The 14,465-nt window shown below is 63.5% G+C and carries 14 protein-coding genes; 9 read left to right on the top strand and 5 right to left on the bottom strand.

Annotated features, from left to right (window positions below; translation table 11 throughout):
- The first annotated feature begins 87 nt into the window (after window positions 1–87).
- Window positions 88–606 (top strand): low molecular weight protein-tyrosine-phosphatase, encoded by a 519-nt coding sequence (locus AC1DVW_RS28790; RefSeq protein WP_477327685.1) that lies wholly within the window; start codon window positions 88–90, stop codon window positions 604–606.
- Here the strand turns inward: AC1DVW_RS28790 and thpR are convergent.
- Both thpR and AC1DVW_RS28780 read right to left on the bottom strand, forming a co-directional pair.
- Window positions 510–1,106: an RNA 2',3'-cyclic phosphodiesterase gene (gene thpR, locus AC1DVW_RS28785; protein WP_477327683.1), complete on the bottom strand. Its 597-nt coding sequence runs from the start codon at window positions 1,104–1,106 to the stop codon at window positions 510–512. The two genes, AC1DVW_RS28790 and thpR, sit on opposite strands and share 97 nt — an antisense overlap.
- Window positions 1,107–1,238: 132 nt before the next feature.
- The gene (locus AC1DVW_RS28780) at window positions 1,239–1,883 is read right to left on the bottom strand and encodes an arylesterase (protein ID WP_477327681.1); all 645 of its coding nucleotides are present in this window, start codon (window positions 1,881–1,883) and stop codon (window positions 1,239–1,241) included.
- A 79-nt stretch (window positions 1,884–1,962) separates the two neighbouring features.
- On the opposite strand from AC1DVW_RS28780, the gene AC1DVW_RS28775 reads away from it, so the two are divergent.
- The 4 genes from AC1DVW_RS28775 (at window position 1,963) to AC1DVW_RS28760 (ending at window position 6,852) form a co-directional block, all read left to right on the top strand.
- A complete protein-coding gene (locus tag AC1DVW_RS28775; RefSeq protein WP_477327679.1) occupies window positions 1,963–2,658 on the top strand; it encodes an ABC transporter ATP-binding protein in 696 nt (231 codons plus the stop codon).
- Complete coding sequence (locus tag AC1DVW_RS28770; RefSeq protein ID WP_477327678.1) at window positions 2,658–5,207, top strand: ABC transporter permease; 2,550 nt, start codon at window positions 2,658–2,660, stop codon at window positions 5,205–5,207. The genes AC1DVW_RS28775 and AC1DVW_RS28770 overlap by 1 nt, the downstream gene beginning before the upstream one ends.
- Window positions 5,208–5,427: 220 nt before the next feature.
- Window positions 5,428–6,174, top strand: a complete 747-nt coding sequence (locus AC1DVW_RS28765) for a Bax inhibitor-1/YccA family protein (RefSeq protein ID WP_477249530.1) — start codon at window positions 5,428–5,430, stop codon at window positions 6,172–6,174.
- Between the two features lie 108 nt (window positions 6,175–6,282).
- Window positions 6,283–6,852, top strand: a complete 570-nt coding sequence (locus AC1DVW_RS28760; RefSeq protein WP_477327676.1) for an N-acetyltransferase family protein — start codon at window positions 6,283–6,285, stop codon at window positions 6,850–6,852.
- A 4-nt stretch (window positions 6,853–6,856) separates the two neighbouring features.
- Here the strand turns inward: AC1DVW_RS28760 and AC1DVW_RS28755 are convergent, their stop codons facing one another.
- The 3 genes from AC1DVW_RS28755 to acnA form a co-directional block, all read right to left on the bottom strand.
- Window positions 6,857–7,243 carry a DUF2794 domain-containing protein gene (locus AC1DVW_RS28755; protein WP_477249527.1) on the bottom strand — a complete coding sequence of 129 codons (387 nt, stop codon included), beginning with the start codon at window positions 7,241–7,243 and terminating at the stop codon, window positions 6,857–6,859.
- A gap of 627 nt (window positions 7,244–7,870) precedes the next feature.
- A complete protein-coding gene (locus AC1DVW_RS28750; RefSeq protein ID WP_477327674.1) occupies window positions 7,871–8,635 on the bottom strand; it encodes a DUF1223 domain-containing protein in 765 nt (254 codons plus the stop codon).
- Window positions 8,636–8,845: 210 nt separating this feature from the next.
- Window positions 8,846–11,536, bottom strand: coding sequence for an aconitate hydratase AcnA (gene acnA / locus AC1DVW_RS28745; protein WP_477327672.1), 2,691 nt, complete (start codon window positions 11,534–11,536; stop codon window positions 8,846–8,848).
- A 286-nt stretch (window positions 11,537–11,822) separates the two neighbouring features.
- Between acnA and ccmA the strand changes: the two genes are divergently transcribed.
- The 4 genes from ccmA (at window position 11,823) to AC1DVW_RS28725 (ending at window position 14,169) form a co-directional block, all read left to right on the top strand.
- Entirely contained in the window at window positions 11,823–12,425 is a 603-nt protein-coding gene (gene ccmA, locus AC1DVW_RS28740; protein WP_477327670.1) for a heme ABC exporter ATP-binding protein CcmA, read from the top strand.
- Window positions 12,426–12,636: 211 nt separating this feature from the next.
- Window positions 12,637–13,302 (top strand): heme exporter protein CcmB, encoded by a 666-nt coding sequence (gene ccmB / locus AC1DVW_RS28735; RefSeq protein ID WP_477327668.1) that lies wholly within the window; start codon window positions 12,637–12,639, stop codon window positions 13,300–13,302.
- 127 nt (window positions 13,303–13,429) lie between these two features.
- Complete coding sequence (ccmD, locus tag AC1DVW_RS28730; RefSeq protein ID WP_477327666.1) at window positions 13,430–13,594, top strand: heme exporter protein CcmD; 165 nt, start codon at window positions 13,430–13,432, stop codon at window positions 13,592–13,594.
- Window positions 13,591–14,169, top strand: a complete 579-nt coding sequence (locus AC1DVW_RS28725) for a DsbE family thiol:disulfide interchange protein (RefSeq protein WP_477327664.1) — start codon at window positions 13,591–13,593, stop codon at window positions 14,167–14,169. Before ccmD ends, AC1DVW_RS28725 begins: the two co-directional genes overlap by 4 nt.
- Window positions 14,170–14,465 lie beyond the last annotated feature (296 nt).

The following is a 14,465-nucleotide window of genomic DNA, read 5'->3' as shown; positions in this document are numbered from 1 at the left end:
AAAATGACCTTCACCATAATGCATGTCGCCCAAAAGTGCGTCGCGGTTTTGGGATAACGACATGCAGCAAGACAAAATGCCGGATCGATGAGCGCGAAGCCCATAAAATCAATTCTCTTCGTCTGCCTCGGCAATATCTGCCGTTCGCCTTTGGCCGAAGGCACCTTCCGCGCGGTGCTGGCCGAGCGCGGGCTGGGCGGGGATATCCTGCTCGATTCAGCCGCAACCAGCGGCTGGGAGGTCGGCTCTGCCCCGGATCCACGCACGATTTCGATCGCGGCACGGCACGGCATCGACATTTCCAGCCAGAGGGCGCGCAAGGTGACGCCGGGCGATTTCTCCCGCTTCGACCTCATTTTGGGTATGGACCGGTCGAATGTCCAGGACCTGAAAGCGCTGGCGCCGGCCGCCTTGCGCGACCGGGTGCATCTGTTCCTGGAGTTCGCCAACGGTACAGCCCGCGACGTGCCGGATCCCTATTATGACGGGGCCGACGCGTTCGCTTTGGTCTACCGCATGATCCGCGAAGCGTCGGAGATGCTGTCGACGCGGCTCGCGACACGGGCATCGGTGCCCGACAGCGGCCAGGCCTCCTCGACGATGTAGGGTCCGCCGCCGACCGAATCGCGCGACGACATCAGGACGAAGCGGCCGACGCGGAACGGCAGTGTCGAAAAATTGCCGCGTGCCGACAGGTACTGGGCAACGTCGAGCGGGCTCGAATTGCGCAGGCGCGCCAGCGTCACATGCGGGGTGAATTTGCGCGGGTCGGCGGGGAGGCCGAGCCGCTGGCAGATGCGGTCGATCTCGCCCTGCAGGGCGGAAAGATCGGGCGAAGCTGAAACGCCGGCCCACACCGCATGCGGCTTCTTCTGGCCGAAAGCGCCGACACCCGACAATGTCAGCGAGAAGGAGGGGCGGTGGATTCGGTCGAGCGCATTGGCGATCTCGTCGGCGACATGGCCCTCGACATCGCCGATGAAGCGCAGCGTCATGTGGTAGTTCTCAACGTCGATCCAGCGGGCTCCGGGCAGGCCGCCCCGGAGCAGGGACAGCGAAAGAGCGGCGTCACGCGGTATTTCGAGGGCGGTGAAAAGACGCGGCATGGAGAGCCTCCCTTCCTCGAATCGAACTATGGCCCTAGCGAATCATCGATATTGAAACTGGGCAAGTGGTTTGTTGGTCGCAGGCTTGTCGGACAAGCTTCCCCGACGGCATGTCGCTCGGAATAACTCACTTCAGGGATTGCCTTGCACCGTTGCAATTGCCTTTTCCACGGTCGGCAGGATGCGTTCGACCATGAGATCGACACCCTTGGCGTTTGGGTGCAGTCCGTCTTCGAGCTGCAAAGCGGCTTTGCCGGCAACGCCGTCGAGAAAGAACGGATAGAGCGGCACGTCGTATTTCGCAGCCAGTTTTGGATAGATTGTGTCGAAAGCGTTCTGGTAATCGGCACCGAGATTGGGGGCAGCACGCATGCCGGCCAGCAGCACGGCAATCTTGCGCTGCTTCAGCTTGGCCAGCATCTCGTCCAGGTTTTTTTCGGGAATGTCGGGTGAAACGCCGCGCAGCATATCGTTGGCGCCAAGCTCGAGGATGACAAGATTTGTGCCGTCCGGCACCGACCAGTCGAGCCGAGCCAGGCCACCGCTCGACGTATCGCCGGAAACCCCGGCATTGGCGACGCTCACATCAAGACCTTTGGCGCGAAGGGCTGCCTGCAATTTGTCGGTAAACCCTTCGCCGGGGCCGAGGCTGAAGCCCGCCATCAGGCTGTCGCCGAAGCCGACGATCTTGAACGTCTCGGCGTGCGCCAATGAGACGGCACTGCTGAGGCCAAGAAAAAGCATGAAGCCTGCGGCAAAGATGCGTTTGAAAGACATGCGGCAGGCCCCATATGACCAAGGATTCTTCCGGCCCGACAAGCAGAGCCTTCATCCTCCCATATAGGACGCTTTCATTTTGACAGAAGCCGTCATCGCGCTGAAAGACGTATCGCTGACGCTCGGCGAAGGCGCGTCTTCCGTCCATGTGCTGAAGAGCGTCAGCCTCGATGTCGCCGAGGGCGAGGCGACCGGCATCGTCGGCCCCTCGGGTTCCGGCAAGTCGACGCTGCTGATGGTTCTGGCAGGACTGGAAAGGGTCGATTCGGGCACGGTCCGAATCGCCGGCGAGCTGTTGAACGGCAAAAGTGAGGACCAGATTGCTTCGTTTCGGGGACGAAACATTGGCATCGTCTTCCAATCCTTCCACCTCATCCCCAACATGACGGCGCTCGAAAATGTAGCGGTGCCGCTGGAGCTGGCCGGCCATGCCGATCCGTTCGGGGTGGCCGCGCGGGAGCTGGGCGCCGTAGGTCTCAGCGATCGCGTCACCCATTATCCGGGCGAATTGTCCGGCGGCGAACAGCAGCGTGTGGCGATCGCCCGGGCGCTGGCGCCCTCGCCGCGCCTTTTGATTGCCGATGAGCCGACCGGCAATCTTGACCAGGCGACGGGACGGCAGGTTGCCGATCTGCTGTTCGCCAAGGCGGCCGAGCGCGGCATGACCCTGGTGCTGGTCACCCATGATCCGTCGCTGGCGGCGCGCTGCTCGCGCCAGGTTTCGATGCGCTCGGGACGGATCGAGGCGCCAGCACTGGTCAAGGTGTCGGCCTGATGCCGCTGTCTCGGACGCTGAAACTCGCCTTCCGCTTCTCGCTGCGCGAGATGCGCGGCGGGCTGTCCGGCTTCATGATCTTCCTTGCCTGCATCGCGCTTGGCGTCGCCGCCATCGGCGGCGTCAATTCGGTGGCGCAGGCCATCACCGCCGGCGTCGCCAACCAGGGCCAGACGCTGCTCGGCGGTGATCTGCGTTTCCAGATCAACCAGCGCGACACCAGCCAGGCCGAGCGCAGCTTCCTCGATGGGCTGGGCACGATCTCGCGCAGCGCCAACATGCGCTCGATGGCGCGGCTCGAAGACGGTTCCGACCAGTCGCTGGTCGAGGCCAAGGCGGTTGACGATGCCTACCCGCTCTATGGCGCGCTGGCGACAGCGCCGGCGCTGTCGAAACAGGATCTGTTCGGTGAGAAATCCGGCGTGTTCGGCGCCGCCGCACCCGATCTTCTGTTCGATCGGCTCAATGTGAAGATCGGCGACCGGCTGAAACTCGGCAGTGCCACATTCGAACTGCGCGCCAGGCTGGTCACCGAGCCGGACGCCGTGTCGGACGGTTTCGGCTTTGCCCCGCGGCTGATGGTGTCGACTGAGGGGCTGGCCGCCTCCGGCCTGATCCAGCCGGGCAGCCTGGTCGAGAATGCCTACAAGATCCGCCTGCCCGCCGGGGCCAGCGAGGCCGATATCAAAGGCATCCAGGAGCAGGCGGCAAAAGACTTTCCCGAAGCCGGCTGGTCGATCCGCTCGCGCTCCAATGCGGCACCGGCGCTGTCTTCGAATATCGAGCGCTTCTCGCAGTTCCTGACGCTGGTCGGGCTGACGGCGCTGGTCGTCGGCGGGGTCGGCGTCGCCAACGCGGTGCGCGCCTATCTCGACGGCAAGCGAGCCGTCATCGCCACCTTCAAGAGCCTGGGAGCCTCCGGCGGCTTCGTCTTTACCGTCTATCTCGTCCAGATCCTGATGATCGCCGGGCTCGGCGTCGTGCTCGGCCTCGTGCTTGGCGCGCTGATGCCGTTTGCGGCCAGTGCTGCCCTGCAGTCGGTCATTCCGGTGCCGGCCGAGGGCGGCTTCTATCCCGGCGCGCTCGCCATGGCGGCGCTGTTCGGCCTCTTGGTGACGCTGGCCTTTGCGCTTCTGCCGCTCGGCCGCGCCCGCGACGTGCCGGCAACTGCACTGTTTCGCGAAATGGGGTTTGAGGGTCGCGGCTTTCCGCGCCCGCCCTATGTCGGCGCGGCAATCGGCATTGCGCTGCTGCTGGCGGCGCTGGCCATTCTGTTTTCCGGCGACCGCCGTATCGCCTCGATCTTCGTCGGCGCCACTATTTTTGCTTTTCTTGTGCTGCGCCTGGTTGGTGGGCTGGTGCAATGGGCGGCGAAAAAGAGCCCGCGCGTCCGCTCCGTGGCGCTCCGGCTGGCGATCGGCAACATCCATCGGCCGGGCGCGCTGACCCCATCGGTGGTGCTGTCGCTGGGGCTCGGGCTGACGCTGCTGGTGACGCTGGCGCTGATCGACGGCAATCTGCGGCGGCAGATTTCCGCCAGCCTGCCGGAACGTGCGCCGAACTTTTTCTTCGTCGACATCCAGAGCAATGATGTCGATGCGTTCTCGACGCTGATCGGCAGCCAAGCGCCACAAGGCACGCTGCTCAAGGTGCCGATGCTGCGCGGCCGGGTGATGGCGCTGAACGGCGTCGATGTCGGCAAGGTCAACGTTCCGTCGGAAGGCGCCTGGGTGCTGCGCGGCGATCGCGGCCTGACCTATGAGGCGAAACAGCCCGCTAACGCGACACTCACCGAAGGCACGTGGTGGCCGGACAATTATGCCGGCGAGCCGCTGGTTTCGTTCTCGGCCGAAGAGGGCAGAGAGATCGGGCTGAAGCTCGGCGACACCATCACCGTCAATGTGCTGGGCCGCAATGTGACGGCCAGGATCGCCAACTTCCGTCAGGTCGAGTGGGAGACGATGGGCATCAACTTCGTCATGGTGTTCTCGCCCAACACTTTTGCCGGGGCACCGCATGGCTGGCTGGCGACGCTGACCGAGAAGAACACTTCTACGGCCGACGATGCCCGCCTGCTCAACGCCGTCACCCGCGCCTTCCCTGCGGTGACGACGGTCCGGGTCAAGGACGCGCTCGACATCGTCAACCGGCTGGTGGCGCAACTCGGCACGGCGATCCGGGCGGCGGCCGGCGTGGCGCTGTTTGCCTCGGTGCTGGTGCTGGCCGGCGCGCTTGCCGCCGGCAATCGGGCCCGCATCCATGACGCGGTGGTGCTGAAGACGCTGGGCGCGACACGGAAAACGCTGATTGCGGCCTTCTCGCTGGAATACATGCTGATCGGGCTTGCCACCGCCATCTTCGCGCTGGTTGCGGGCGGGGTCGCGGCGTGGTTCGTCGTCGCGCGCATCATGACGCTGCCGTCGCATTTCATGCCGGAAGTGGCGGTGGCCACAATCGTCTTTGCGCTGGTGATCACGGTCGGCATCGGCTTGGCCGGCACATGGCGGGTGCTGGGCCACAAGGCGGCCCCGGTGCTGCGGAATCTCTAGTCTTGGCGACCCGCTTTTGGTTAAATCTTGGTAATGTTGGGCCTCGGACGGCCGCCAAACCGGGTTTGCAATGTTTCACAAAGCATTACATCCGGTTACGGCCTTGTTCTTGAGGCAAAGAACCATCATATTTCGCCATAGGCATGCTGGAGCCCCGCCAGCGGCGCCTGGGCCCAAATGGGCCTGACACCGGACGGGGCAGAAGCAATAGAGGACTCTCATGGCTGAACCCCTTCGCAACTACCAGACGCGCGCCGTGCCCGGCGCCCGCGTTGACGCAGGCATCGACCAGGGCCTGCGCGCCTACATGATCAAGGTCTACAATCTGATGGGGCTTGGCCTCCTCATCACCGGCCTTGCTGCCTGGGGCGCTTTCCAGCTCGCCGTCACGGGTGATGGCCAGCTTACCGCTTTCGGCGCGCTCATCTACACAAGCGCTTTCCGCTGGGTCGTCATTCTGGCCCCGCTGGCTGCCGTGTTCTTCCTGTCGTTCAGAATCCAGTCGATGAGCGTTGCCGCGGCGCAGACGACCTTCTGGGTCTATTCGGCCCTGGTTGGCCTGTCGCTGTCGACCATCTTCCTGGTCTACACCGGCGCCAGCATCACCCAGACCTTCTTCGCCACGGCGGCCGCCTTCGGCGCGCTGTCGCTCTACGGCTACACGACCAGGCGCGACCTGACCGCCTTCGGCTCGTTCCTGATCATGGGCGTGGTCGGACTGATGATCGCGATGGTGATCAACATCTTCCTGCAGTCGTCGGCGCTCGGCTTTGCCGTCTCGGCGCTCGGTGTGCTGATCTTCGCAGGCCTCACCGCCTATGACACGCAGAGCATCAAGGAAATGTATTACGATGGTGACGCCACGGATGTCGCCGGCCGCAAGGCGATCATGGGCGCTCTGAGGCTCTACCTCGACTTCATCAACCTGTTCATGTTCCTGCTGCAGTTCATGGGCGACCGCCGCTAATCCGCAGCGCTGGACCATCGAGTTCAAGAAGGGCGGCCCAACGGCCGCCCTTCTCTTTTGCGCCGGCCTTTGCTGTAATAGCGGGCAGATGGATCACTTGCATAAATTATGAGCAGCATCACGATACGCGCCGCAATTGCCGCCGACCTTGACCGGATCACGGAAATCTATGCCGATGCGGTGACCCATGGCACGGCGAGCTACGAGCTGGAGCCACCGAGCCGTGCCGAGATTGGCACGCGATTCGACAGCCTGACGGCTGGCGGCTTTCCCTATCTGGTGGCGGAGAAGGACGGCACGGTGCTCGGCTACGCCTATGCCGGCGCCTTCCGACCGCGGCCGGCTTATCGCTTCATCGTCGAGGATTCCGTCTATGTCGCGCCCGATGCCAAGGGACAGGGCGTCGGGCTCAAGCTGATGCAGGCGCTGATAGAGGCAGCCCGAGCGGCGGGCTTTCACCAGATCGTCGCCGTCATCGGCGACGGCCACGCCGATAGCGCCTCGGTGCGGCTGCACGAAAAGCTCGGCTTTCGCCATTCGGGGCGTCTGGAGGGCTCCGGCTACAAGCACGAGCGCTGGCTGGACACCGTGTTCATGCAGCTGTCGTTAAATGGCGGAGCGCAGGTGCCACCCGATCCCGAATCATTGCCTGATCGTAAATTTCGTCAGCAGAAATAAGGGTTTAGGCTTCGACCAGCTTCAGCGTGCGGTCGAAGACGCCAAGCACACGGCCAAGCTCCTGGCCGCGCTTGAGGATGCGGCCGCCGGCGGCGATGACGGCGAAGGCGCCTTGTCGGCGCGCCAGCTGCGGGTCCTTGACGATCTGGAATAACGGCACCTCGCTGGTGCGGCGGAACACCGAAAAGACGGCGCGGTCGGCAAGCTGGTCGATGGCGTAGTCGCGCCATTCATTGGCGGCGACCATGCGTCCGTAAAGTCTGAGTATCTGGTCCAGCTCGCGCCGGTCGAAGCGAACCGGCTGGTCGAGGCGTTCGCGTCTTGCCTCATGCAACGGGATCAATATTGCGGATGCGTCCCCATCCTCCGCCCCACTGCCGCGATCGGTCATGCGTCGATCCTTCAAAATGAATCTTGCCAGCCAAAGTTGGCGTGTTCGTCGCCGAATTGCAAGACCCGGCTAAGCATCCCGCAACCGCGCTGTTTTCGTCACGTCCAGTCACTTTTGTGAAACGCGTTGATGGAATTGGTGATCCTTCGCCACATTTCTGCCTTTTTTTATCCGCGCTCATGCCCCAATGTCCGACGAGTTTACCGGCGTTGCCTGAGACGGTTCGGTCCGGCACCGGCTCGTAAACCCCAAGCCCCCCGCCCACGGGTCTGCGTCGGATCGAACCAACCTCGGTTTTCCCAAGGGAAAATCGGGTGCGACGATCCCAAAACTAAATGACCGACGTCAGAAGCAAGCTGACGTCGGTTTTTTATTGCTGAAACGACTTCACGCTACCGCGACGTCGTCATCCACGGGCGGAGCGGAAGCGAAGCGGACGCGCAGACCCGAGGATCCCTGCCGTGACGTTTGTCGAGGCATGCTGCTTGTCAGAATGGCCATTTGTCTCAAACGGGACAGCTTAAGCGCGTGCCCCGATGTCACGGCTTGGATCCTGGGGTCTCCGCGACGGAGCTTCGCTCCTGCTCCGCCCCAGGATGACGAAGGCAGGGTCGTTTGGCGATTCTGTTACGGCTTGTGAATAAACGCAGCGCCGAGGATCGGCCCGGGCATGCCGTCCTTGCCGACCGATTGCAGCAACACCGCGCAGCCGGCCTTCTTGGAGATCTCGCTCATCGGCAATTCGTAGCGCTGCGCCTTGCCGTGCCACATGCCGGCGGTCTGGATGCCGGAGACGGCGTTCCAGTAGGTCATGCTGCGACCGCTGTTTTCGCCCTTGCCGATGTCGATCGTCTGCGGCGGGTCGAAATAGACGATGACGACATGGGCGTCGCGGGGACCGCTGCCGGCATCGCCGGCGTCGATCATGACGCGGTCGCTGGTCTGGCTGACCTTGATGCCGACCCGCATGCCTTCGCCTGATCTCTCCATGCGGGCGAGCGCACCATCGACTTCCTTGCGGCTGGCGCCGTTGACGTGGCTGCGGCCATTGATGACGGCTTGCGGCGTGTAGACCGAACGGTTGCCGAAGGCGCGCATATAGTCATATTGGCGCTCGGTGTTCTCCTTGCGGCTCAGCGTGTCCTGCCAGCCAAGATAGTCCCAGTAGTTGACGTGATAGGCGAGCGCGACGATGTCTTCCTTGGCGGCAAGCTCGGCAAAGAACGCGTCGGCCGGTGGGCAGGAACTGCAGCCCTGGCTGGTGAAAAGCTCGACCACGCCCAAGGGCCTGTCGGTCTGAGATCTGCCGGTTTCGGCGGCAAGCCCGGTGCCGGCGAGCGCCGAAAGGGCCAGCGCTAGAGCCGCAAGCCGCAATGGTCTGTTGAAGGCCATGGTCGTTCCGATTTCCCGCCGGTGCTGCCGGCCTTGTTCTGGTTGCTGAAATATGTGGCAGAAGCCACAGTCAACGGGAAGTCACGTTGCGGTGAAATTTTGCCGTCGCAGGTGACCGGCACACGGCATGAGGGCCGAATCCAGACAAGAAAAAACCGCCGGAGCCTTGGCTTCGGCGGTTTTCTGGTTCAGCTCGATCGTCTGTTCGGCTTAAGCCGCCAAGTCACGCAGCACGTATTGCAAGATGCCGCCGTTCTTGAAGTAGTCGAGCTCGTCCAGCGTATCGATGCGGCAGATGATCGGCACGTTTTTCACCGTGCCGTCGCCATAGGTCACCTTGGCGATCATGGTCTGGCGCGGCTTGATAGTACTCAAGCCATCGATCTCGACGATCTCGTCACCCTTCAGATTGAGCGTGGCCCATGAGGTGCCGTCCTCGAAGACGAAGGGGATGACGCCCATGCCGACCAGGTTGGAGCGGTGGATGCGCTCGAAGGACTGGGCGATGACGGCGCGGACACCAAGGAGATTGGTGCCCTTGGCCGCCCAGTCGCGCGACGAGCCGTTGCCGTATTCGACACCGGCAAAGATGACCAGCGGCACGCCTTCCTTCTTGTACTCCATGGCGGCGTCGTAGATCGATGTCTCTTCCTTGCTGGGGTAGTGGATGGTGTAGCCGCCCTCGCGGCCGTTCTCGCCCAGCATGTGGTTGCGGATGCGGATGTTGGCGAAGGTGCCGCGCATCATCACCTCATGGTTGCCGCGGCGCGTGCCGTACTGGTTGAAGTCGGCAACGCCGACGCCATGGTCGGTGAGGTATTTGCCGGCCGGCGACGCCGCCTTGATCGAACCCGCCGGCGAGATGTGGTCGGTGGTGATCTTGTCGCCGAACAGGCCAAGCACGCGCGCGCCCTTGATGTCGCCGATCTTGCCGAAGCCGGCGGTCATGCCGGCGAAATAGGGCGGGTTCTGCACATAGGTCGAGTTGTCGTCCCAGGCATAGGTCTGGCCTTCCGGCGCCTTGACGTTCTGCCAATATTCGTCGCCCTTGAAGACGTCGGCATATTTGCGGGCGAACAGCTCGCGGGTGACGTTCTTCTCGATAAACTCCTGGATCTCGGCCGAGCTCGGCCAGATATCCTTCAAGTAGACCGGGTTGCCATTCCTGTCCTCGCCGAGCGGCTCGGTGGTCAGGTCTTTTGTCACGGTGCCGGCCAGCGCGTGGGCGACGACCAACGGCGGCGAGGCGAGATAGTTCGCCTGCACGTCGGGCGAGACGCGGCCTTCGAAATTGCGGTTGCCGGAGAGCACCGCGGCGGCGATCAGACCCTTGTCGTTGATGGTTTTCGAGATCGGCGCCGGCAGCGGGCCGGAATTGCCGATGCAGGTGGTGCAGCCGAAGCCGACGAGATTGAAGCCAATCTGGTCGAGTTCCTTCTGCAGGCCGGATTTCTCGAGATATTCTGCGACCACCTGGCTGCCTGGCGCCAGCGAGGTTTTCACCCACGGCTTCTGCTTGAGGCCGAGCCGGTTGGCGTTGCGCGCCAGCAGACCGGCGCCGATCAGCACGCTCGGGTTGGAGGTGTTGGTGCACGACGTGATGGCGGCGATGACGACATCGCCATGGCCGAGATCATGGTCTGTGCCTTCGACGGCGTAGCGCTTGTGGATTTCGGCGGCCTTCTTGTATTCGGTCTCCATCGCCTTGGCGAAGCCTTCCGGAATGCCTTCAAGCGCCACGCGGCCTTCGGGGCGCTTGGGGCCGGCCATCGACGGCACGACGCTGCCAAGCTCGAGCTCGAGCAGGTCGGTGAACACAGGATCGGCCGAGCCGGTGTCACGCCACAGGCCTTGCGCCTTGGCGTAAGCCTCGACCAAAGCGATGCGGCTTTCCTCGCGACCCGACATTGTGAGGTAGCGGATGGTCTCGCCATCGACCGGGAAGAAGCCGCAAGTGGCCCCATATTCGGGCGCCATGTTGCCGATGGTGGCGCGGTCGGCCAGCGTCATGTTGGAGAGGCCGGGGCCGAAGAACTCGACGAACTTGCCGACGACACCCTTCTTGCGCAGCATCTGGGTGACGGTGAGCACCAGGTCGGTGGCGGTGACGCCTTCCTTGAGCTTGCCGGTGAGGCGGAAGCCGATGACTTCGGGCAACAGCATGGAAACCGGCTGGCCTAGCATGGCGGCCTCGGCCTCGATGCCGCCGACGCCCCAGCCGAGCACGCCAAGGCCGTTGATCATGGTGGTGTGCGAATCGGTGCCGACGCAGGTGTCGGGATAGGCGGTGGTTTCGCCGTCCTCGGTGTTGGTCCACACCACCTGTCCCAAATATTCGAGATTGACCTGGTGGCAGATGCCGGTGCCGGGCGGCACGACGCGGAAATTGCGGAACGCCTGCTGGCCCCATTTGAGGAACTTGTAGCGCTCCTCGTTGCGCTCATATTCGAGCTCGACATTGCGGGCGAAGGCCATCGGCGTGCCGAACTCGTCGACGATGACCGAGTGGTCGATGACCAGATCGACCGGCACCAGCGGATTGATCTTTTGCGGGTCGCCGCCGAGCGAGGCCATGGCATCGCGCATGGCGGCGAGGTCAACCACGGCCGGAACGCCGGTGAAATCCTGCATCAACACGCGCGCTGGCCGATAGGCGATCTCGACGCCGGCGGTGCCCTTGTCGGTCAACCAGCCGGCAACCGCCTGGATCGATTCCTTAGTGACGGAACGGCCGTCCTCGTTGCGCAGAAGGTTCTCCAGCAGCACCTTCATCGAATAGGGCAGCTGGGCAATTCCGGTGAGGCCGTTCTTCTCGGCTTCGATCAGGTCGTAATAGATATAGTCTGTACCGCCTGCGGTCAGCGTGCGGCGGCAATTGAAACTATCGAGGGATTTTGACACGTGCGGTCCGTCCTTGTCTGTTCAGCCTGAAAGGGAACGGACGCCGATGGGCATGCAATCACGCGCAAAGGTGCGGGTACGGCCATTTCCGCTGTCCGTTCCCAGCCAACCCGAGCCGTTAAAGGCGGCGCGTGCGCTGGTTCGGCGCAAATTCCTGTTCCCGTGCCGACCGCTGGCACGGATGACCCGGATATAGAGAATTTTCTGGAATAGTTCTAGACACGGATTGGCCATTTTTGCTGCGGCGCACCGAAGCCGCTCCTAGACTTTAGCCGAAGGGGAACGAATGCGGCTGCTTGCCGAAAATCTGGGCGGTGAACGCGGCGGCGAGACGGTGTTTTCCGGCATCCACTTCGCACTTGCTCAAGGTCAGGCGCTGATCGTCACCGGGCCGAACGGTTCTGGCAAATCGACGCTGCTGCGGGTCGTCGCCGGGCTGCTGCCGGTGGCGGAAGGCCGCGTGTCGATCGAGGGCGGTGGTGAGGACTTTCCGACGGTCGCGGCGGTCTGCCATTATCTCGGCCACCTCAACGCGATGAAGACGGCGCTGAGCGTGACGGAAAATCTGCGCTTCTGGCGGGATTTTTCGGGTGCGGGTTTGTCGAGCGTCGAAGAGGCGCTGGAAACCGTCGGTCTCGGCGGCATCGGCCATCTGCCGTTCGGCTATCTGTCGACCGGACAGAGGCGGCGGGCGGCGATTGCCAAGCTTTTGGTCAGCCACCGGCCGCTGTGGCTGCTCGATGAACCGACGGCGGGGTTGGACAAGGCTTCGGAGGCGCGGTTTGCCGGGTTGATGAAGAAGCATTGCGGGGATGGCGGGATGATCGTGGCGGCAACGCATCTGCCGCTGGGGTTGGATGGGGCGAAAGAGCTGAGGATGGGCGAGTAATGTCGGCATTCCTTCGCGCCCCCCTCTGCCCTGCCGGGCATCTCCCCCACAAGGGGGGAGATTGGATGTCATCTCGGCCTTCGCCTGTCTCCAACGTTCGAAGGCGCGCGCTACCGGCGGAACTGCCAATCTCCCCCCTTGTGGGGGAGATGTCCGGCAGGGCAGAGGGGGGCGCAAAGGAACTCCAGCTTCCGCAAAGGACCACATCGTAATGTGGTCCCTCTTCCTCCGCGATATCCGTCTCAATATCCGCGCCGGCGGCGGGGCGCTGACCGGCGTGATCTTCTTCCTCGCTGTGATCGCGACGATCCCCTTCGGTGTCGGGCCGGACCTGAAGCTGCTCGCTCGCATCGGTCCGGCGATCCTGTGGATCGGCGCGCTGCTCTCTTGCCTGCTCGGCCTCGATCGCTTGTTCCAGGCCGACCGCGAAGACGGCTCGCTCGATCTCTTGGTGCTCGGCAACGACCGCCACATGCTGGCGCTGACCGTGTTGACGAAATGCCTGGCGCATTGGGCGGGCAGCGTGTTGCCGCTGGTCATCGCCGCGCCCTTGCTGGGCCTGTTCATGAACATGGAGCCGGTCAGCATCGGCGCCACGGCGCTCACGCTTCTCGTCGGCACACCGGCCATCACTTTCATTGGTGCTGCCGGCGCGGCGGTGGCGGTGGCGCTGCCGCGCGGCGGGCTGCTGATCTCGGTGCTGGTGCTGCCGCTGACCATCCCGGTGCTTATCTTTGGCGTCGCTGCCAGCTATGGCGCGGTGGCGGATCCTGACCCGTTCCTGCAGCCCTTCCTCATTCTTGCCGCGCTGACCTTGTTTCTTGCGGTGCTGGGACCGGTGGCCGCGGCACTGGCGCTGCGGCATGGGACGGATTGAGACTGCCATCAGACTGCGGCGTGGCGGCTGATGATTGCGAAGCGGCCGGTGCAAGGCTAAGGAAAGGCATGGTCGAACGAGGCGAAATGGTCGGGTTGGAAGGCTGCGTGTTCGCGGAGCGGGTCGCATGAGCGCGCATGCGCTGTATGTGACCGCCGCCTATGCCATCACGGCCGTGGTCCTGGCCGGGCTGATCGGCTGGATCCTCATCGACCAGCGCGGGCGCAAGCGCGATATCGCCGAACTGGAAGCCGCCGGCGTGCGGCGACGCTCCGACAAGGCCAAGCCATGAGCACAGAAAACGAAACGCCGGTACGTGGCCGCCGCCTAATCGTGCTGTTGCCGCTGCTGATTTTCCTCGGGCTGGCCGGGCTGTTCCTGGCGCAGCTTTTGTCGGGACGCGATGTTTCGGAGGTGCCGTCGGCGCTGATCGGCCTGCCGGCGCCGCAGACCAACCTGCCGGCGCTCGAAGGCATCAATCTGCCGGGGCTGGAGTCAAAATCGTTCGCCGGCAAGGTGACGCTGGTCAACGTATTCGCGTCATGGTGCGCGCCGTGCCGGGAAGAACATCCGGTGCTGCTGGCGCTGTCGCAGGACAAGCGCTTTGTCATGGCGGCGCTGAACTACAAGGACCAGCCAGAAAACGCCCGCCGCTTCCTCGGTGAAGTCGGCAATCCGTACCAGGCGATCGGTGTCGACGCGGCGGGCCGCACGGCGATCGACTGGGGTGTCTACGGCGTGCCGGAGACCTTCGTCATCGGCAAGGACGGCAAGATCGCCTACAAGCATGTCGGTCCGCTGACGCCGGAGTCGGCGAGAGATCTCTTGCTGCCACAGATAGAAAAGGCGCTGGCGGTGCCGAACTGACGGCGCTCACTCGCCTTCGTCGTCCTAGGGCGAAGCAAGGAGCGAAGCGACGCGGCGCAGACCCTAGGATCCTGTGTGTTGGTTCGGGTGTATGGTTGAAGTGGGAAGGAGGCCGAGAGGATCCTGGTCATCCCTTTCGGGATAGTCCGCGGCATGGCTCGGTCCCTTCCCACCACTGAACCATCAACCTGAACAGTTGCACGGGGCTGTTAGCAGCAGACCCCGCACCACAGGAAGAGGCCTGGACATGATAGTGCAGAACTATGTCATGATAGTGCAGAACTATGTCGGCTGCG

Source organism: Mesorhizobium sp. P3_B5 (genome assembly GCF_056402815.1).
This window is presented reverse-complemented; position numbering and strand designations above follow the sequence as displayed.